The organism is Viridibacillus sp. KH_047 (genome assembly GCF_057838945.1).
In genome coordinates this window covers 2,734,352-2,754,612 of record NZ_CM174479.1, presented here as the reverse complement: position 1 = coordinate 2,754,612, position 20,261 = coordinate 2,734,352, and the positions used below count along the sequence as shown (strand labels likewise).

At 35.5% G+C, this 20,261-nt stretch carries 17 protein-coding genes and 1 riboswitch; of the genes, 12 read left to right on the top strand and 5 right to left on the bottom strand.

Going from position 1 to position 20,261, the window contains the following annotated elements; translation table 11 throughout:
- The first annotated feature begins 94 nt into the window (after window positions 1-94).
- A complete protein-coding gene (murG, locus tag AC3IS5_RS13585; protein WP_489424901.1) occupies window positions 95-1,171 on the top strand; it encodes an undecaprenyldiphospho-muramoylpentapeptide beta-N-acetylglucosaminyltransferase in 1,077 nt (358 codons plus the stop codon).
- Between the two features lie 492 nt (window positions 1,172-1,663).
- Window positions 1,664-2,233, top strand: coding sequence for a dihydrofolate reductase family protein (locus AC3IS5_RS13580; protein WP_489424900.1), 570 nt, complete (start codon window positions 1,664-1,666; stop codon window positions 2,231-2,233).
- A 617-nt stretch (window positions 2,234-2,850) separates the two neighbouring features.
- Here AC3IS5_RS13580 and AC3IS5_RS13575 read toward each other — a convergent pair.
- A complete protein-coding gene (locus AC3IS5_RS13575; protein ID WP_489424899.1) occupies window positions 2,851-3,399 on the bottom strand; it encodes a GNAT family N-acetyltransferase in 549 nt (182 codons plus the stop codon).
- Between the two features lie 357 nt (window positions 3,400-3,756).
- Here AC3IS5_RS13575 and dapF point away from each other — a divergent pair, with 357 nt between their 5' ends.
- The 6 genes from dapF to odhB all read left to right on the top strand — a co-directional run bounded on the left by dapF (window position 3,757) and on the right by odhB (window position 13,194).
- Window positions 3,757-4,725: a diaminopimelate epimerase gene (gene dapF, locus AC3IS5_RS13570; RefSeq protein WP_489424898.1), complete on the top strand. Its 969-nt coding sequence runs from the start codon at window positions 3,757-3,759 to the stop codon at window positions 4,723-4,725.
- A 13-nt stretch (window positions 4,726-4,738) separates the two neighbouring features.
- Window positions 4,739-6,772, top strand: a complete 2,034-nt coding sequence (locus tag AC3IS5_RS13565) for a PAS domain S-box protein (RefSeq protein WP_489424897.1) — start codon at window positions 4,739-4,741, stop codon at window positions 6,770-6,772.
- Window positions 6,773-6,790: 18 nt separating this feature from the next.
- Complete coding sequence (locus AC3IS5_RS13560) at window positions 6,791-7,465, top strand: response regulator transcription factor (protein ID WP_489424896.1); 675 nt, start codon at window positions 6,791-6,793, stop codon at window positions 7,463-7,465.
- Window positions 7,462-8,868 (top strand): HAMP domain-containing sensor histidine kinase, encoded by a 1,407-nt coding sequence (locus AC3IS5_RS13555; RefSeq protein WP_489424895.1) that lies wholly within the window; start codon window positions 7,462-7,464, stop codon window positions 8,866-8,868. Before AC3IS5_RS13560 ends, AC3IS5_RS13555 begins: the two co-directional genes overlap by 4 nt.
- 246 nt (window positions 8,869-9,114) lie before the next feature.
- Window positions 9,115-11,913, top strand: a complete 2,799-nt coding sequence (locus AC3IS5_RS13550; protein ID WP_489424894.1) for a 2-oxoglutarate dehydrogenase E1 component — start codon at window positions 9,115-9,117, stop codon at window positions 11,911-11,913.
- Between the two features lie 30 nt (window positions 11,914-11,943).
- Window positions 11,944-13,194, top strand: coding sequence for a 2-oxoglutarate dehydrogenase complex dihydrolipoyllysine-residue succinyltransferase (gene odhB, locus AC3IS5_RS13545; RefSeq protein ID WP_489424893.1), 1,251 nt, complete (start codon window positions 11,944-11,946; stop codon window positions 13,192-13,194).
- Between the two features lie 131 nt (window positions 13,195-13,325).
- Here the strand turns inward: odhB and AC3IS5_RS13540 are convergent, their stop codons facing one another.
- From AC3IS5_RS13540 to AC3IS5_RS13530, 3 genes are all read right to left on the bottom strand, one after another.
- The gene (locus tag AC3IS5_RS13540; RefSeq protein WP_489424892.1) at window positions 13,326-13,505 is read right to left on the bottom strand and encodes a hypothetical protein; all 180 of its coding nucleotides are present in this window, start codon (window positions 13,503-13,505) and stop codon (window positions 13,326-13,328) included.
- A 203-nt stretch (window positions 13,506-13,708) separates the two neighbouring features.
- On the bottom strand, window positions 13,709-14,530 hold the full coding sequence (locus tag AC3IS5_RS13535; protein WP_489424891.1) for a methyl-accepting chemotaxis protein: 822 nt from the start codon (window positions 14,528-14,530) through the stop codon (window positions 13,709-13,711).
- Between the two features lie 296 nt (window positions 14,531-14,826).
- Window positions 14,827-15,051 (bottom strand): ion channel, encoded by a 225-nt coding sequence (locus AC3IS5_RS13530; RefSeq protein WP_489427892.1) that lies wholly within the window; start codon window positions 15,049-15,051, stop codon window positions 14,827-14,829.
- Between the two features lie 269 nt (window positions 15,052-15,320).
- Here AC3IS5_RS13530 and AC3IS5_RS13525 point away from each other — a divergent pair, with 269 nt between their 5' ends.
- On the top strand, window positions 15,321-16,163 hold the full coding sequence (locus AC3IS5_RS13525; RefSeq protein WP_489427891.1) for a CAP domain-containing protein: 843 nt from the start codon (window positions 15,321-15,323) through the stop codon (window positions 16,161-16,163).
- Window positions 16,164-16,299: 136 nt separating this feature from the next.
- The gene (locus AC3IS5_RS13520) at window positions 16,300-17,079 is read left to right on the top strand and encodes an ABC transporter ATP-binding protein (protein WP_489424890.1); all 780 of its coding nucleotides are present in this window, start codon (window positions 16,300-16,302) and stop codon (window positions 17,077-17,079) included.
- Window positions 17,080-17,149: 70 nt separating this feature from the next.
- Here the strand turns inward: AC3IS5_RS13520 and AC3IS5_RS13515 are convergent, their stop codons facing one another.
- Window positions 17,150-17,332, bottom strand: a complete 183-nt coding sequence (locus tag AC3IS5_RS13515) for a DUF4083 family protein (protein WP_489424889.1) — start codon at window positions 17,330-17,332, stop codon at window positions 17,150-17,152.
- A 243-nt stretch (window positions 17,333-17,575) separates the two neighbouring features.
- Window positions 17,576-17,754: riboswitch (cobalamin riboswitch) on the top strand.
- Window positions 17,755-17,983: 229 nt separating this feature from the next.
- Here AC3IS5_RS13515 and AC3IS5_RS13510 point away from each other — a divergent pair.
- Window positions 17,984-19,792, top strand: a complete 1,809-nt coding sequence (locus AC3IS5_RS13510) for an Ig-like domain-containing protein (protein ID WP_489424888.1) — start codon at window positions 17,984-17,986, stop codon at window positions 19,790-19,792.
- Between the two features lie 181 nt (window positions 19,793-19,973).
- Entirely contained in the window at window positions 19,974-20,171 is a 198-nt protein-coding gene (locus AC3IS5_RS13505; protein WP_489424887.1) for a hypothetical protein, read from the top strand.
- The last annotated feature ends 90 nt before the right edge of the window (window positions 20,172-20,261 follow it).

The following is a 20,261-nucleotide window of genomic DNA, read 5'->3' as shown; positions in this document are numbered from 1 at the left end:
CTTTTCTATTGTGATTTCGTATAGTAAAATAAGTAGCTGTTCTAGTAAATACAAAGCAGTTCATACATTGTTCTAGCAGAATAGGAGAATAATAATGACGAACCAAACAATAATATTAACTGGTGGGGGTACAGCTGGCCACGTTTCACTCAATCAGGCTATAATACCATCTTTCCTTAAAAAAGGCTATGAGGTACACTATATTGGCTCTAAAGAGGGCATTGAAAAAGAAATTATCGGCCAGGCATTCCCTGACCTCCAATATCATGCAATTTCAAGCGGTAAATTAAGACGTTATTTTTCAATGAAAAATTTTACAGACCCGTTCAGAGTTTTAGCAGGTGTTGCACAAGCATTAACGATTATTCGTAAATTAAAACCTGTAGCGATTTTTTCTAAAGGCGGCTTTGTATCGGTACCTGTTGTTATGGCAGCAAAAATGGCTGGTGTTCCAGTTATTGCGCATGAATCTGATGTTACACCAGGTCTTGCAAATAAATTATCATTACCATTTGCTTCGCATATTTTCACTGTATTCAAACAAACGCTTAAGCATTTACCAGCAGAAAAAGCCTCTTGCACTGGATCAATTATTCGCCCGGCTTTATTTGAAGGACGAAAAGCAACAGGCTTAGCATTATGTGGATTTAAAGAAAGAAAAGAAGTAATCCTAATTATGGGTGGGAGCCAAGGGTCTAAATTTATTAACGATGCAGTACGTGCTAATATTGTACAACTTTTAGAAAACCACAATGTTATTCATCTTTGCGGAAAAGGGCATATAGATGAAGCTTTAGTGAATATGCCTGGCTATAAGCAGTTTGAATATGTAACGACAGAATTGCCAGACCTATTACACGCTTCAGATCTAATCGTATCAAGAGCGGGTTCAAACTCTATTTTTGAGTTTTTAGCTTTGGAAAAACCAATGTTACTTATTCCGTTATCTCTACAAAAATCACGTGGCGATCAAATTCTGAACGCTAAGTTATTTTTTGAACAAGGTTTAGCTGAAGTTTTACAAGAAGATGATTTAACGAATAAAACATTTATGGAAGCCCTACTTAGCCTAAAGCAACATAAAGAAGGTTTAATCAAGCAAATGCGAGAAACAGAATCTCCTAAAACACCAGATGAAATGGTAGAGTTGATATTAAATTATACTAAATAACGAAAATGTCTCTAACTGAGATAGCTTCATAAAAAGGACATTAACTATAAATATAGTTAATGTCCTTTTTTATGTAGAAAAAAGAGGGGCTTTGTGAATTCAATAGCGTATGGATTTTTTAAAAGAAAGGCTTAGTTAAAAGTAAATGTTGATATTTGATACTTCCCTGAATACTTGTTAAAATCAGGGTAAGAACAAGTATTCGGGGTGTTAAGGTGAGAAAACGTTAAGCAACTTATTAAAGTATATCGACAAGTTATCACAAAAAAAGAACAAGTATATCAATGAGTTAAACGCTATGTTGAACCTTCAACCTCAATTGTATTTGAAATGACAGATGTTTATAATAGCCTGCGAATATCTAAATTCGTTCTGTAATCCTTATTTAAAGGGGTACAGATTATTTTGGGACTTTCAGTAACTTTTAACATGCTGTCGATAATGAAATATTGAATATCGGGGCAGAAGAAAATGATAAAAGGAGAAAAAGTTATGTCAAATAACGTAAAACAGAGAAGAATAATTTTAGATTTAGCAGTTACTTTAGATGGTTTTATTGAAGGGAAAAATGGAGAAGTTGATTGGTGCATTATGGACCCTGATATGGGGTTCACTAATTTCTTGAATGAAATTGATGCTATTATTTATGGTAGAAAAAGTTACGATCTATGGGGACAATATATTCCAAAATCTAAAGAATCTGATACCGAAAAAGAAATTTGGGAATTGGTTCATAGTAAAGAGAAATATGTGTTTTCCAGAACACAAAAAGAGACTGATAATAGAGCAATATTTATAAATGAAAATATTCTTGAAGAAGTAAATAAATTGAAGAATAAGCCTGGTAAAGACATCTGGCTATATGGCGGAGCAAGTCTCATTACAACTTTTATAAATTTAGGGCTTGTTGATGAATTTAGATTATCTATTCACCCTGTTATTTTGGGAGAAGGGAAACCGATGTTTATTGATATAAAACAGAGGTTGAATTTAAAAATAGTTGATACAAAAACGTTTTCTTCTGGCGTTGTGCAACTAATCTATCATTTGAAAGGTGATTAATAATTTCGTTCAACATTAGATTTTAACAGAGCCAAAAGAAAAAAGAAGCTTTCACATTTGTGAAAGCTTCTTTTAATGAAATACCATTATGAGGTTGAACGAGCGCCATTAGCATTTAGAATATCCAGCTTCAGGCGCTAGACTCTCGGGTCGTTTCGGTCTCTCGACACAAGACAAAAAGCGTCTTGTGTTCGAGCCCTCCAACGCCTGTCGAGTCTGAACGAGCGCCTTCAGCATTTAGGTTATCCAGCTTCAGCGGCCAGCCCCTCGAGGTCACATCAGTCTCTCGGTCAAAGGCGAAAAGCGCCTTTGATTCGAGCCTTCCAGTGCTTGTCGGGGCTGAGCGGGCCGCTTCAGCATTAAGATAGATATCCAGCTTCAGGCGCTAGCTGTTCGGGTCGTTTCAGTCGGGCGCTCAAAGTCAAAAAGCGACTTTGGCTTCCGCCTTCCAACGACCTAACAGCTGAACGAGCGCCTTCAGCATTTAGGAATATCCAGCTTCAGCGGCCAGCCCCTCGAGGTCACTTCCACTTTCTCGGTCGAAAATTGAAAAGATATTTTCGATTCGAAAGTTCCAGTGCTTGTCGGGGCTAAACGGGCCGCTTTAGCATTTAAGTTTACATTGCTTGTTCTTCTTCTTCTTTGTTCTGACTAGCTGTATATAAATAAAAGAAGTCTTTTTGGATTTTCATTAATTCGAAGTGCTTGTCACCTTGGTTGATTTGTTCGTACAAGGATGGGTGGCTTTCTTTGGCATCCATTATATAGCCAATTTTTTCGGCAGCACGAAGGGATTTAGTGTTTTCGGTGCGAATGCGCAAGAAAACGGTATGGAACTCTAGATCAAAGAACAGTTCGTGCAAGAAGAGTTCTTTTGCTTTCTGGTTGTATCCCTTACCTTGGTGTGGGGTACCGATCCAAGTGCCTAAAAAGCCAGCGCCGTCTTGCACATCATAGACGGTAATTGTGCCGATGGGTTGTCCCCAGTCATCGGTTATCGTACGAGAAACGGCTTTACCGTTCTCCTCGTCTTCCATTAGTTGGTTAGTCAAAAACCAGTACTCATCGGCACTATTAGCTTTCTGACGCACAAAAGGGAAGACAGATGGGTGTTTTAGTAACTCATAAAGATCGTTACATTCGTGTAATTCACGTCGCTTAATCAAGCGAAACGCCTCCTTTACGGGGGTGAACGTCCAAATAAATGGCAGGTCCTAGCCCCCTCGAAATTTTTCATATAATGTTGCATAAAAAATTTCGGGGTGGGAATCGAACCCACTAGAACCAGCATGACTACTGGTGGCGCACCATTTGCCTTCCCTATTGACTCTATAAAAAAATAGGAATCATTTTATGAAATTATTTTGCAATTTAACTATACTAAGTTTTTCCTGATTTGCAAAGAAAAAAACATGAAAAAATAAATTTGTAATATTTACTAGCATTAAATGAAACATATACAGTTGTATGCTTGACAAAATAGAATTATGATATATATAGAGAGAGAATACGGGGGGTTGTATATGTTAATGCAATTACATAAAGTTCATGGTTCAGGCAATACATTTTACATATTTGAAACAAATGATGAAAAAAGTATGGATTGGTCTAAACTTGGCATTTGGCTTTGTAAAAAAGATAATCTTGGGGGAGCAGATGGCCTACTGCTTGTCGCTCCATCTAAAATAGGACTCGCAAAAATGCGTGTCATTAATGCTGACGGATCAGAGGCATCTATGTGTGGCAACGGTTTACGTTGCGTCGCTCGTTATATTTGTGAAAAATATAACGTTTCAGAGGCGTTAATTGAAACAATGAAAGCTGTCTTAAAGGTGCAAAAAGAAGTATCAATTTTCGGTGGCATTCCTACATATTCTGTTGAAATTGCACCAGTATCTTTTGCCTTGGCTTCTTTACCAATGCTTTACAAAAACAACCAACAAATTCGCAATGAAGTAATTGAGGAATTTGCTGATGATATTTCATTTACAGCTGTTTCAGTTCCAAACCCACATTTAATCGGAATTGTACAGGCAGATAAAATATCCAGTACACATCATCAAGAAAGATTATCAAGTAAATTAAATGGAGATAATGAATATTGTCCAGACGGCGTAAATGTGAGCTATGTGTATCCGATGGATGAGGATTCAATTTACGTCCGTACATATGAACGTGGAGTAGGCTTTACCAACGCTTGCGGCACGGCGATGACAGCATCTGCATTAGTTTCTTCTATAGAGGGAGTAGTTTCAGCTAGTAAAGTAACAGTCTATAACCCTGGTGGCTTTGTTCAATGTCATGTGATACATAATGAAGGGGATTACGTTTTAAAACTAATTGGGAATGCAACATTTGTAGCTGAATTAGAGTTGAACACCGAAAACGAATGGTTGTGGCAATCTGTTAAGGAAACAGATGAACAAAAAGCTTATGAATCTCTAATTACTTATGCAGAGACAAAAACAGCATCTATTTATTTAACTTCTTGAAGAGGTGGCAATATTGAATAGCAATCTGATTACTAAAGAGCAGTTTGATGCGCTGTATCAAAATTGTTTAGATTTTGTTTTTTTAATGGAAAAAGTCAGTGGTGAATATCAATACGTATACATAAATCGTGCAGCTGAAGTTGTTTTTGACGTGTCGCCAATAGACAAAAGTTTATCTGCTTGTTTAGAAACAGAAGTCGTTGAGATGATAGTTAAATATTACAATGAATCCATCGAGAAACAGCAATTGCTCCAATACCGAGATTTCTATTTATTCTCTGACACTAAACGCACGAATGAAACAACCGTTACGCCAATTTTATATGGCGGAAAGCAATATATACTTGCTGTTACGAAAGAAATTTCACAGCAAAAAGTGATGGAGGAAAAAAACTTATTTCTACAATCACTTTTTGACATGAAAATGGATCCAACGATTGTATTAGCTAATGATTTAACCTTTTTTGATGGTAATCCTAAATTTGAGCAGTACTTTAACTGCAAAATTGAAGAGTGGAAAGGGAGGTTGTTTTTTGATTTTCAGCTTGTTTCACCAGAAGATCATGAATCGTTCGCAGAGCATCTCCAAGACGCATTAAATGGAAGAGGGCATCCTTCCGTTTTATATACACATAAAAAAGCGGATGGCACTGAGAGTCAATTCCTTGTCAGTTTTTCGCCAATCACTACTAATAACCAAGTTGTAGCTATTTATATTCAATGGTTAGAATTAACGAAAAATATTCAATTAAAAGAAGATTTACGTCAGGTAAATCACATGCTTGATAGTTATAAAGGGGCTCTGAATTCAGCGGCTAATATTTGTATTACCGATAAAAATGGTGTCATTAAATTTGTAAATGAGCGTTATGCACAATCAAGTCAATATAGTGCAGATGAGCTAATTGGAAATTCGAATAAGATATTAAATTCACGGAATCAGCCTTCTTCATTTTATGAAGAAATGCAGAAAACGTTACTAAATGGTCAAACTTGGCGCGGCGAAATTTGCAATCATTCTAAATACGGTAACCGATACTGGATGGACACCACGATTGTTCCAATCTTCAGCAATAATGGAGAAATTGATAGTTTTCTTTCTGTCTGCTTTGATGTATCTGATAAAAAAATTATGATGACCAGCCTTCGGAATATTGAAAAAACATTCCGACTTATCACCGAAAATACGAATGATTTGATTGTCATTACGAACGATGATGGAATAATCATTTATGTTTCCCCGAACCATATAAAACGACTTGGCTTTGAAAAGGACGAGCTACTTGGACGTTTCTATTTTGATATGATGTCTGATGATAGTAAGGAATTGTTAAAGAGTGAATTTTCATCGACTCTATTGGAAGAAGGGGACGTACAGATTGATTTACAAATTAAAATGAAAAATGGAGAAACTTTTTGGACTGAAACCTATCTTACAGCAGTAAAGGATGCTGAGCGTGACGAAGTGTTCCAATATGTAAGTGTCGCTAGGGAAATTACTCATCGTAAGAAAAGGGAAGATCAGTTGCGCTTTATGGCCTATCATGATAGTTTGACGTTGCTACCAAATCGACGTTACTTATTGATGGAATTTACTAAGTTAGTCAAAGAAGCGATTGCTCTAAATTATGCTATTACATTGCTCTATATTGATGGAGATGAATTTAAAAAGGTGAATGATGATTTCGGTCATGATGTTGGAGATGACTTTATCCGTAATTTTGGACTTGCACTTGTTTCCAGTGTTCGCGATTTAGATATAGTTAGTCGAATAGGTGGAGACGAATTTATTGTTGTCTTAACTAATATGTCTAAAGACCAATACATTCGAAAACAACAAGTGAAAAATACGATTAAACGTATTCAACAAACATTAAAAGATGGTTGGACTATTAACGAACAACACTTTTCGCCTACCTCGTCTATTGGAATTGCTTCTTTCCCTGAGAATGGTCATTCAATAGAAGACTTGCTAGATAAAGCAGATGAGGCACTATATTTAGCGAAAAAAACAAAAGGGAAAAACTCATATCATTTTTCAAGTTAAAGATGGAAGGTGTTTTCAATGCAAAAGCATATTCTATTAGTAGAAGATGAAAAAAACATTGCGCGATTTATTGAATTAGAACTGAAGCATGAACAATTTGAAGTGACAGTTTGTTCTAACGGCCGTGTTGGTTTAGATACGGCTCTAGAGCAAGAATTCGATGTCATTTTACTCGATGTTATGCTTCCTGAATTAAATGGAATTGAAGTATGTAGACGCATTAGAGCCATATCGGATGTACCTATTATCTTAATAACCGCACGAGATGCTGTAATTGATCGTGTAGCGGGTCTAGATGCTGGAGCAGATGATTACATTGTCAAACCTTTTGCTATTGAAGAATTACTAGCAAGAATTCGCTCTATTTTAAGACGGTACACTTCGATCGAATCAACAGGTCAACGATTAATATTTAAAAATATTACTATTGATTCTGCGGCATACACTGCCTATGTCAATGAGGAAATACTTAGTTTGACGAAAACAGAATTTGATCTACTCAGCTTATTAATTGAGAATAAGAATCGTGTTTGTACCCGCGATCAAATTTTAGAGCAGGTATGGGGTTATCAATCCGATGTGGAAACAAATGTTGTAGACGTTTATATCCGACACCTGCGCTCAAAACTACCTAAAATAGAAAGTAGTTACATTGAAACAGTTCGTGGAGTCGGGTATGTGATGCGAGAATGAATAGAGTCCATCACTATTTATCGAACCAGTCGTTAAAGGGGAAATGGGCACTTACATCTGCTGTCGTCATTTTCGTTAGCTTTGCTGTTATTTGTTCAGTCCTTTATATTGCTATCCACTCATGGCTTTTAAATGAGCAGGAGCAGTCCGTAAAACGTACGATGGATGATTTAACAGTGTTTTTTGAATCTAAAGGTAATTTCTTAACCATACATGATATTCAGTCAAATACGGGGCTTATGAATTCTATAGTAGATAAGAATCAAACAGTCCGTATACTGAATCAAGATAAAGTTGAAATATTACGTATTAATGATTCGACGAAAATCATGCCTTCAGTACCAGAAAATTTACCAAATCACGGATATGCTATTTCGAAAGAAAAGGTAGAAAATGTAGATACGTTTTTGGCGGCATCGACAATCAGGATTGGACCTTTTTCAGGCTATATACAATTGACGCATCCTTTGACTTCATTTGTATCCCTTATGCGATATATTTTAACGGCTATGTGTATTTTGGGGTTAGGGGCCCTCATAGCATCTGCAGGAATAGGATATATTTTAGCGACTACTTTATTGAAACCACTAGACGACTTGAGACTAGAAATGACAGAAGTGGCAGAACAGGGTTTTACTGCGCCTATTAAACTCCAATACGATGCCAAAGATGAAATTGGTGACTTATTGACCGTATATCGATCGATGATGGGGGAGCTAGAGCAATCCTTCCTTAGCCAGCAACAATTCATTTCTGATGCCTCTCATGAGCTGAGAACCCCTATTCAAGTAGTAGAAGGACATTTATCGTTAATCAAAAGATGGGGTAAAGATGATCCAGCTGTTTTAGAAGAATCATTAAACACTTCCTTACTCGAAATTACACGTATGAAAAAGCTTATAGAAGAGATGTTAGAACTTGCAAGAAGAGAACAGAATGATTTACAAAACAATGCTGATATTCTTATGATAACTACCGATATTATGGAGGAAATAAAAGTATTATCTCCGGACGCAACGATTGAATTAGAAGTGGATTCAGAAATTAGTTATAGGGCAATTATTTCTGACAATGCCTATGGTCAGATTTTACGCAATCTTCTGCAAAATGCTATACGCTATTCAGAAAAAAGTCCAAGGGTTAAAATCAAGCTTTCAAAACAATATGAAAGTGTACAAATTGAAGTGTCAGATCGAGGAATTGGTATTGCAGAGGAAGATCAAACACGTATATTTGATCGTTTTTACAGAGTCGACTCATCTCGTTCACGTGATGGTGGGGGCACAGGATTAGGTTTGAGTATTGTAAATATGCTGGTAAATAAATATCGTGGAACGATAAAGGTGAATAGTAAACTCCATTTTGGCAGTACTTTCACTATAGAATTGCCGGCTGAAAAATGACGTTTTTATCAAACTTTATTCTATTATTAGTTCGTTCAAGATAAAAAATTGCTAAATTTGTTGAAAACGATTGTATTTTTTGTGAAGAGTAGTAAGATTGAAGGGGAAAAATGTTCTTCTTGATTTATTAATACAGTTGTTTCCCTTAAGCAGGAAGAATGGTAAGATAGTTAGTGGATTTTCAAATTATTAATTAATTTAATTAATGGAACTGCCACTTGGCAAAAAAGTTGGAGGTAATTCTACATGTCAAACAATGTTTCACCTGTAAGCTCACCATGGGCAGCTTTTTCAGGTCCCAACCTTGGCTATGTGATGGAAATGTACGATTTGTATTTAACATCACCAGAAGAAGTTGATCCAGAACTTGTATCATTATTCGAACAATACGGAGCACCAGTTCAAACTAGTGAAGTATCAAACGTTACAAACGTTGAACCAGGTAACTTTGCAAAAGTTTTAGCTGCCGTTCAATATGCGGATGCCATTCGTGTATATGGTCACTTAGGAGCAGATATTTATCCTTTAAAAGACCATCCACGTGACACTACTCGAATCGAAGCAAAAACTTACGGTTTATCTGATCAAGATCTAATCGAAATCCCTGCTTCGTTATTATTAAAGGACATTCCTGCAAGCGTTAACAATGGATTAGATGCTATTAATTACCTAAAAGCGATTTACACAAATAAGATTGCTGTAGAAATTGCACACGTTGTTAACAGTGAAGAGAGAGTGTGGCTTCAATCTAAAATTGAAAGTGGCGTATTAAACGCAGGTCTTTCAAATGATGAGAGAAAAGCAGTTTTAAACCAATTAACAAAGGTTGAAGGATTTGAGAAATTCATCCATAAAACATTTGTGGGACAAAAACGTTTTTCTATCGAAGGTTTAGATGCATTAGTTGTTCTAATGGATGAGATTGTTCACCGTTCAGAAGACAAAGGTGTAAAAAATGTTATGATCGGTATGGCTCACCGTGGTCGCTTAAATGTGTTAACACATGTATTACACAAACCATATGATATGATGTTTGCTGATTTTGCGCACGTTCCAAATGAGTTATTTATTCCAAAAGACGGTTCTTTAGAAGTAACTAAAGGATGGTTCGGTGATGTTAAATATCACATGGGTGCTACATATAACAGCAATAAAGGTACAACAATCAAATTAGCGTATAATCCATCTCACTTAGAAGTAGTTAGTCCAGTTGTTACAGGTCAAGCTCGTGCAGCTCAAGATAACACTTCTAAAGCAGGTGCTCCAACTCAAGATGCTAAATCTGCTCTAGCGATTTTAGTTCATGGTGACGCAGCGTTTGCTGGTCAAGGTGTCGTAACTGAAACGATGAACTACTCTCGCACAAAAGGATTTAACACAGGTGGTTCAGTTCATATTATTGCTAATAATATGATTGGATTTACTACTGAGCATTATGATTCACGTTCAACTGTATACTCTTCAGACCCTGCAAAAGGTTATGAAATTCCAATATTACACGTTAATGCGGATGATCCAGAAGCAGTTGTACAAGTGGCTCGTTTTGCAGTAGAATATCGTGAACAATTTGGTAAGGATATTTTAGTAGACTTAGTCGGTTACCGCCGATATGGTCATAATGAAATGGACGAACCAATGATCACAAACCCAACAATGTACACAGGTGTTCATGGACACGATACAGTACGTGCATTGTACGGTAAAGCACTTGCAAATCAAGGCATTGTAACAGCAGAAGAAGTCGCAACTTTAGATGCCGATACACAAAAAGAAATGCAAGCAGCTTATGATCATGTGAAAGAAGTTGGCGAAGGACAACATGTTGAAAACGAAATGCCAGAAGCTGTGAAGAACGGTTATGATATCGTAGAAACTGGTGTTGAACGCGAACGTCTAGAAAAAATGAATAAAGAATTATTAACATGGCCACAAGACTTTAATGTCTTCAAAAAACTAGGCAAAATCCTAAGCCGTCGTGAAGATGCATTCGTAGGTAAAGGGAAAATTGACTGGGGTCATGCTGAAACATTAGCATTCGGAACAATTACACAAGAAGGTAATTCAATCCGTTTAACAGGTCAAGATGCACAACGTGGTACATTCGCACACCGTCACCTAGTATTACATGACGAAAAAACAGGTGCAGAATTAACACCTTTACACCATATTTCTGGTGCAGATTCTTCATTTGTTGTGTATAACAGCCCATTATCTGAAGCTGCTATCGTAGGCTATGAATATGGCTATAATTTAGAAAACGAGAAAAACTTAACTATCTGGGAAGCGCAATACGGTGACTTCGCAAACATGGCTCAAGTAATGTTTGATAACTTCATTTCAGCATCTCGCTCTAAATGGGGTCAAAAATCGGGTCTTGTAATGTTATTACCGCATGCTGCCGAAGGTCAAGGTTCAGAACATACAAGTGCTCGTTTAGAACGTTTCTTACAATTAGCAGGTGAAAATAACTGGACAGTTGCAAACCTATCAAGCGCTGCAAACTACTTCCATTTATTACGCCGTCAAGCTAAGATGTTAGGTACAGAAGCAATTCGTCCATTAGTTCTTGTATCACCAAAATCACTATTACGTAATCAAATCGTTGCAGCAGATGTTGAAGAATTAACAACTGGTCACTTCGAAACAGTTATTGAACACCCAACAACTGGGTCAGCTGCGAAAAAAGTAGAGCGTATTCTATTTGCTTCAGGTAAAGTTGCTATTGATATCGCAGAAAAAGTTGGAGATGGAAAAGAATTCGATCACGTACACTTAGTACGCGTTGAACAACTGTACCCATTCCCATCTGAGAAAATTGCTGCAATCATTAAACGTTTCCCTAACGCAAAAGAGCTTGCTTGGGTACAAGAAGAACCTCAAAACATGGGTTCATGGACATTTGCAGATCCTTATATGCGTGAAGTAGCAGAAGACAAAGACGTTCGTTACATTGGTCGTATCGTACGTTCATCTCCTGCTGAAGGTGATGCAGATTCATACAAAGCTGAACAAGCACGTATTATTGAAGAAGCTGTAACTCGCTAAAAAGCGAATATTTTGAAGGAGGAAATTATTGTGGCTGAAATTATTGTCCCGGAATTAGCAGAATCTATCACAGAAGGTACGATCGCACAATGGGTGAAAAAACCTGGTGATAAAGTAGAAAAAGGAGAGTTCATCGTTGAACTTGAAACTGATAAAGTAAATGCTGAAATCATTTCTGAAGAAGCTGGTATTTTGAAAGAAATCCTTGCTGAAGAAGGCGATACTGTACTAGTAGGTGCTGTAATCGCAATCGTTGAAGCAGGTGATGCTGCTGCAACTCCAGCACCAGCACCAGCACCAGCAGCTGAAGAGGCTGCACCGGCACCAGCTGTAGAAGCACCAAAAGCTGCACCAGCACCTGTAGTTGTAGAAGAATCATCTTCAACTGAGCGTGTAATTGCTAGCCCAGCTGCTCGCAAATTAGCTCGTGAAAAAGGAATCGACTTAGCATCTGTATCTCCAGTAGATCCTCAAGGTCGAGTTCGCGTACAAGATGTAGCCGCACATGGTACAGCGCCAGCTGCTCCTGCTGCAAAACCAGCTGAAGCACCGAAAGCTGCTACTCCTGCAGTTGATGAATCTCGCGTGACAGTTGAAAAAATGTCTCGTCGTCGTCAAACAATCGCAACTCGTTTACTTGATGTAAAACAAAGTACAGCAATGCTTACTACTTTCAACGAAATCGACATGACAAACGTTATGGCACTTCGTAGCCGTAAAAAAGATCAATTCCAAGAAAAGCATGATGGTACTCGTCTTGGTTTCATGTCATTCTTTACAAAAGCAGTAGTTGCTGCACTTAAAAAATATCCATACGTTAATGCTCAAATCGTAGGTAACGAAATCCACCTAAATAACTTCTATGATGTTGGTGTTGCTGTATCTACTGACGATGGATTAGTAGTACCAGTTGTTCGCGATTGCGATCGTAAAAACTTCGCAGAAATCGAAGATGCAATCGGTGGTCTTGCTAAAAAAGCACGTGACAAAAAATTACAAATCGCTGACCTACAAGGTGGTTCATTCACAATCACTAATGGTGGTGTATTCGGTTCATTAATGTCTACGCCAATCATGAATGGTACTCAAGCAGCTATCTTAGGTATGCATACAATCCAAAAACGTCCAATCGCTGTTGGTGATGAAGTACAAATTCGTCCAATGATGTACGTTGCATTATCTTATGACCACCGTATTATTGATGGTAAAGATTCTGTAGGATTCTTAAAAACTGTAAAAGAATTACTTGAAAACCCTGAAGATCTATTATTAGAATCTTGATTTATAGACTTAACTTAATGTAAGAAAGTAATAAGCCCTACACACCTTTTGAGAGTGTGCAGGGCTTATTTTTATTAGGTATAAAGAGAAGTGGGAATGGATGAAAAAATAACTTAATTCTAAGATTACAATCACGTTATTTTAACATTTGTTTTTAATGATGGGCAATGTTGCTTTTGTGAACAGGCGTAGATAGACAAGGAAGAAAGTACGGTTTCCTTCGAAGCAGTACTTAGTAGTTCTGTCGCTATACGCTGTAATTGATAGGTTTCAATAGTAGTCAATTTTTGTGGATTAATATGTCGTTCCATGCGATTCACCTCTTATATCTATTATAAGAACATTCGTTCCTTTATTCAAGGGGAATATGACAACAAAATCGGACAAATGTGATAAATTCTTTTATGTACAAAGGAAACTATATAGGAGTGAAGGTGAATTCGAAGCAAGGTAAACAAATAACATCAATGAGCTCAAGTATATTGCTTTCTATAAACTTATGGAGTGATAAAAATCATCGTAATGTTTCTTTCATTAATTGCCCCATTTGAATACTCAGTGTTCCTAGTTCTTCTATAATAGAGCTGAAGTCTTGTACTAGCTCAGCTTGTTCGTTTGAAGCGGAATTGATCTGACTCATGCTGCCCATTAAACCTTGTAAATTTTGTGTGATATTTTTCAAAGAATCTTCAATCTTTTCGGTAGCCGACTTTGTTTCTAGAGATAGTTTTCGTACTTCTTGGGCAACAATATTAAATCCAGCACCATGCTGACCTGCTCGCGCAGCCTCAATAGAAGCGTTTAACCCTAGCAAATTCGTTTGTTGGGAAATTGATTTGATAAAGTCTGTAACGCTATGAGAAGCTTCTGAATCAGCAAGAGCTTGGCGAGATTGAGCAGTAATTTCAGTACTTGTTGCTGCTAGCTCCTCTGAATGAGAGGCAACAAGATGTACTTTATCCTGTAAACCTATGACAGCATTTTGTAGATGCTCCATATAAGATTGTAACTTTTCTTGTTTCTCCATAGAAAATACTAAACTAAAAGCTCCAATTACATGACCATTTTCTTTAATTGGATATATATTCGTGTGAAGTAGTACCCCGTAAAATTCAGCAGGTATATCTCTCATAACGTTTTTCCCGGAGAAGGCTTGTCGCAATTCTTCAGTAATCTCCATAGTGTCACCAGTTTTTACGCCTAGATCAACTTTAGTTCCTGGAGATGCAAAGTAAACCTTGTTTTGATCTCGCTCAACAATACTTACAAAGATTTCATTATTAAATGCCATTTGTATGTATGGTGTAGCTTGTTTTAATACTTCTAATAAATTCAAAATAAAAAACCTCGCTTCTATATACTAGTTATCAGATATAAGTAATTTATATCTATAATTATTTCGTTTATAGATAAATTTAACTATATTTATCATATCTTATATTACATATAGAGTAAATATTTCGATTATTCAAAAGTAGGAAATTGTGAAAAAACTACTTTGTATCGACGAAATTAAAAGGGAAAATGAAACTACTTCTAAAAAACCTCTTAAAAGTAAGTGTAAATAATGTTGAAACTAATTGAGTAGTAAACTATTACAAAAAAATAAAAAGGTCGTCTTTTAAGACAACCTTAAAACTTACAATAATTTAATATCCGTAGTTGAATCATCGTCTTACCAATAGTCAGTAATGTTAGAAACATAACTCCTACTCCAACCGCTAAATAAAACATCGTAAACACTTTACCCAGATTTGTAGTTGCTGTGAGTGAAGTGTCTACACCACTTGGAATCAGACTAACAACACAAAAGTATATGGGATTAAGTATAGACCATCCTTCTACCTTATGGGAGATAAATGAACAGTTTTCAAAGAGTAGGTCTAAGTATCTGTGAAAGGTTGAAAGAATAATAGTATCAAACTATTTTTGGGATTTGTGCCCATAAAAATTTGATAATATGATATAGTGATTACAAATTGTAGTCTATACGATTCTTTTATTATTGATATTAATAAAACGACTATATTTAATGACGAACTCTCCGAAAAAACTATTGAGAGTGTTAATTACATTGAAAATATCGTTTTAAAAATTAGATTCCCGGAGGAATTAAGGTGAATAAAATGTTGAAAAAACTAAGCGTCATTTTCATGGCTATGATCTTTTTAGGTAGTTTAGCAAGTCCTATATATGCTAAAGCAAGTACTTCAAAAACAAAACAAGTTACGCTTACAGAAAAGAGTAGGTTGTTTACTAAGCAAGGTGGATATGGAAGAAAATCTACAGTACCTGCAAAAAAGAAAGTTACAATTATAAAAACAACTAAAGACAAATGGATGCAAACAAAAGATAAAAAGTGGATAAAAGACGGTTTTACTGGTGATTATATTTATCTTTCTAAAAAAACAACGACTTATAAAAAAGAAAAAGGATCGAAATCGGCAACGAAACTAGCAGCTGGAATTTATAAAGTGAGCACTGCAAATACAAATGGTTGGATCAAAGTCAAAAAGGGTAGCAAGTTATATTGGATTAAATCTGGTAAATTTGTAGATAGTTACATTGATTTAGGAAACAAAAAAATGCAAGATCAAATAGTTACTATTTTAAATAAAGAACGTGCAAAAAAGAATATGAAACCTTTAAAGCAAGATCCAAAGCTTACAAAGCTTGCGATAATTCGTTCATTAGATATGGAGAAAAATCGTTATTTCAGCCATACAAGCCCAACTTATGGAAGTTGGTCTAACCTCCTTAAAGGATCAGGTTATAACACATCTGCATCAGGAGAGAATATCGCGGCAGGTTATCCAACAGCAACGAGTTTCATGAATGGTTGGATGAATTCTCCTGGCCATAAAGCAAATATTCTATCACCTAATTATCAAAAAGTTGGAATAGGTATTGTTGTCTCTGGTAAAGGCGCTCAATATCCAACATATGGAACTCAAATTTTCGCGAAATAGTTATAAAACCCCCTCTTGTCCAAGAACATGAGGGGGTTTACTATTTTGATAACTTCTGAACTTTCTTCTCTTTTACATCATATTTTTTCGAATATTCAGTTATAATGAAGTGAATATTTATAAAGGGGTTTTCGATATGGTATTACATATGAAAGAGGTATGTTTGAAAAGAGAAGGGCAATGGATTCTAGAAAATATTAATTGGCAAGTAGAAAAAGGAGAGCATTGGGTACTTTACGGATTAAATGGAGCTGGCAAATCAGCTTTGCTGAATATGCTCTGTTCTTATTATTTTCCGACTAAAGGTGATTTAAAGGTAGTAGGAAGAACGTTTGGGAAATCCGTTTTAGGTGAAGAGCTTAGAAGAAAGATTGGCCTCGTATCGTCAGGATTACAACAAAAATTAAATCCCTATGATAGTGCATTTGAAATCGTTCTTTCAGGTGCGTTTGCTTCAATTGGTTTATACGAAAAGCCAACACCAATCATTCGAGAAAAGGCAATAAGCATATTGAAAAAACTAGGGAGTATTGAATATGCCGATCGTGATTATCAAACTTTATCGCAAGGTGAAAAACAAAGAATATTGATCGGTCGTGCATTAATGGATGATCCAGAGCTACTCATATTAGACGAACCTGCGACAGGGTTTGACTTCATAGCAAGAGAACAATTGTTAGAAACAATTGGTGAAATTGCGGCTTTAGAAAACGGACCAACAATAATATATGTCACACATCACGTTGAAGAAATTCTACCGGTTTTTCAGAAAACATTATTATTAAAAAAGGGCCAAGTTTTTGCTTCTGGAAGTACAGTGAATATGCTAACAAGTGAAAAACTTTCTGCATTTTTCGATATGCCAGTAGAAGTTATTTGGCAAAATAATCGTCCATTATTATCGAAGTTGAATTAAATTAACCTAAAAACTAGCTGTTGAATCTTATATAAAATTCAATAGCTAGTTTTTTTATAATGAATACAAATTATTTAGACTGTTTTTCCAATAACATGATAATCTTATCCAATTTTTCATTTAGTTCGGTAGATTCATTCTTTGGTGTTGTATTAATAATGATTCTTCTAACAAATAGCATAAAAGAAATCGTACCTAATAAAATTAAAGCTATTACAATAACAGTAATAAGCATATCCCCAACGTTAAACATGCAATTCCTCCCTTAATTATTCATGATACTAAAATAGTAATTAATCCGATTTTAACATGTTTAACAGGAATCATGTGCTTAACATATTGATAGATTCATCGATATATACAATTTCGATATAAATATACATACGCTTTTTCTTTATTTATATAATTATTTGATGTGTTATGAGTTGAATATCAAAAATTAATCAAAATACGATAGATTAATTTTCAATATTATGATAAGTTTATATTAAGTGAATATTGTATGCCAGAATTAGGTGTAGTACATACATAAAAGGGAATTCGGTGAAATACCGGAGCTGTATCCGCAACTGTAAATGCTGATGAAATAAGGAAATACCACTGTTTTATACGGGAAGGTCCTTAAAGTAAATTGATGCATAAGCCAGGAGACCTATCTAATTCATAGCGTATATCTACTCTTCGGAATAAAGTGAGATTACGGCAAAACAATCTATATTAGACAATACTGTTGTCCTATATTTCTTTGTATTTATGCTATTTCTCTATGGGGAAATAGCTTTTTTCATTGTTAAGAACTTTTAAATTTCATCATTTAAAACATAAGTGAAAGTTATTTTGTCGATTAGCATGAAAAAGCCGAATTCCGAATCCAACAAACCTTAATAAAATCGGAGGAATTCAAATGTCGAAACGTTCATTCAGTATGATGTTAGCTTTTGTTATGCTACTTTCATTACTATCGCCGTTTACAGCTCAAGCTGAAAATATTACGGTAGTAAACAATGAAGACAATGCATCTCAAACAACATCACCACAAGTAATCAAAGAAAAACTAGTGAACTCACTAGAAAAGGCAAAACAATATTATATTACTAACAACCAAACTATTAGTTCTAGGGTAATTAGTTCCCACAGTGGCTACTGGTCATTATCAGCAATGTATGCACTAGGTATGGATATTAAAAACTACAAGTGGGCAGAGGGCTCAGAAGTTACAAGTGAACAATCTTATTGGGTAAAACCTAAAACGGCTGCTTCAAGCACTTCAAATGAAGACGCAGGTACTATTATAGGTGCTTATATTTTAGGGTTAGATCCTACCAACCTTGGACAACGCAACATTGTTGAAGATTTACAAAACAAACAAAAGGCTGATGGTAGCTTTTTCACAGCATATGGTGAATCTTGGGCATCAATTGCGCTAGGATTAGCAAATGCAGACTATGATAAAGCCAAACATTTAGAAGTAATTTTAAAGAAACAAAATAATACAGGATTATTCTCTGGATTTGGTTCATCTGATGACTTAGATGTAACAGGTTGGAATTTAACTGCATTAACGCTATTAAATACTTCTGATAAGTCGAATGAAACAATTAATGAATATATTAAAAAAGCGGTAGATGGTATTCATGCAAAATATCAAAAAGATGGTTTTGTTAATAATACGAACTCAATGGCAAGTATTATTATGGGACTAGCAACAGCTGGAGAAGATTTAACAACGGACAAATGGAGTTATGAAAAAGACGGTAAAAAAGTTAATATTCTTGAAAAAATGATTGATGATTACCAATTAGAAGACGGTTCATTTAAATGGATGATCAAAGATACTAAAACAAATTTAATGGCGACTGAACAAGTAATCATTGCTTTAGCAGACGCATTGAATGGGAAATCAACATTTGCAAGATTAGCAGCTGGGGATGTACCAGATACTAATCCACCAGTAGAAAATCCAGATACTGATGGCCCAACTGAACTTACAGTGGGAACAATTTCAAACAAAACAACTTTAGTAACTGGAACAACAGTAGCAAATGTAAAAGTCTCAATATATAATGGAACTAAATTACTTGCATCAACAAAAGCTAACAGTAAAGGAACTTTCACGCTAAAGATTCCAGCACAAAAGGCAAATGTGAAATTAGTCGTAAAGACTACAGACGAAGCTGGCAATGCTGGTGTAACAAAAACAATTACTGTATTAGATAAAATTGGACCAACGAAACTCACAGTGGGGACAATTTCAAACAAAACAACTACTGTAAAAGGGACTACAGAAGCAAAAGCAACTGTTTCTATTTATAAAGGCTCTAAACTAAAATCAACAAAAGCGAGTAGCAAAGGCAACTATACACTGGAGATTCCAAAACAAAAAGCGAACGTAAAATTAGTCGTTAAAACGAAAGATACAATTGGTAATAAAGGTGTAACAAAAACAATAACTGTAAAAGATAAAATTGCACCAAAAAAACCAACAGTATCTAAAATTACATCGAAAACTACAAAAGTAAAAGGTAAAACTGAAGCAAAAGCAACAATTACAATATACAATAGTAAACATAAAAAAATTGGCTCAGCTAAAGCATCAAGCAAAGGCAATTTCAGTGTGAAAATCAAAAAACAAAAAGCAAATACTAAACTATCAATTTACGCAAAAGATGAAGCAGGAAATAAAAGCAGCAAACTGAGCGTGAAAGTAAAGTAATGGTCATGTGAGAAAGGGCAGTCCTAAAAGTCGGTAAAAACCGGCCTTTTAGGACTACCCTTTTTTTATTTGGAGCTGTCTAACTTGATTATTGTTTTGAAGAAGCTTAAATTACGTAAAGGGTTTTGGGGATATTTACAATATAATTCTCTTAGTGCAAAACCTAAAAGGAGCTGATTATTTGATTATCATTTTAGAAAATATTAAGGATTTAGCCTTTTTATTAATATTCATTTCTAGCGCTATTTATTGTAGGCAGCTTAAATTAACTAAGTGGAAAAGAAGACTTTCTAAAGGCGGGATGACAATGTATCTAATTACTTCAATTGCACTACCTGTTTACGCAGCTATTTATCTTCTTCTTCTTCTGGGAACATAAAATATGCTGTACTGTCTTATATTAGGGAATTACATCAATCAGAGATTGAATCTAAGCGGCTGTTTTCGCTTATTTCTAAGTGCAAGTGAT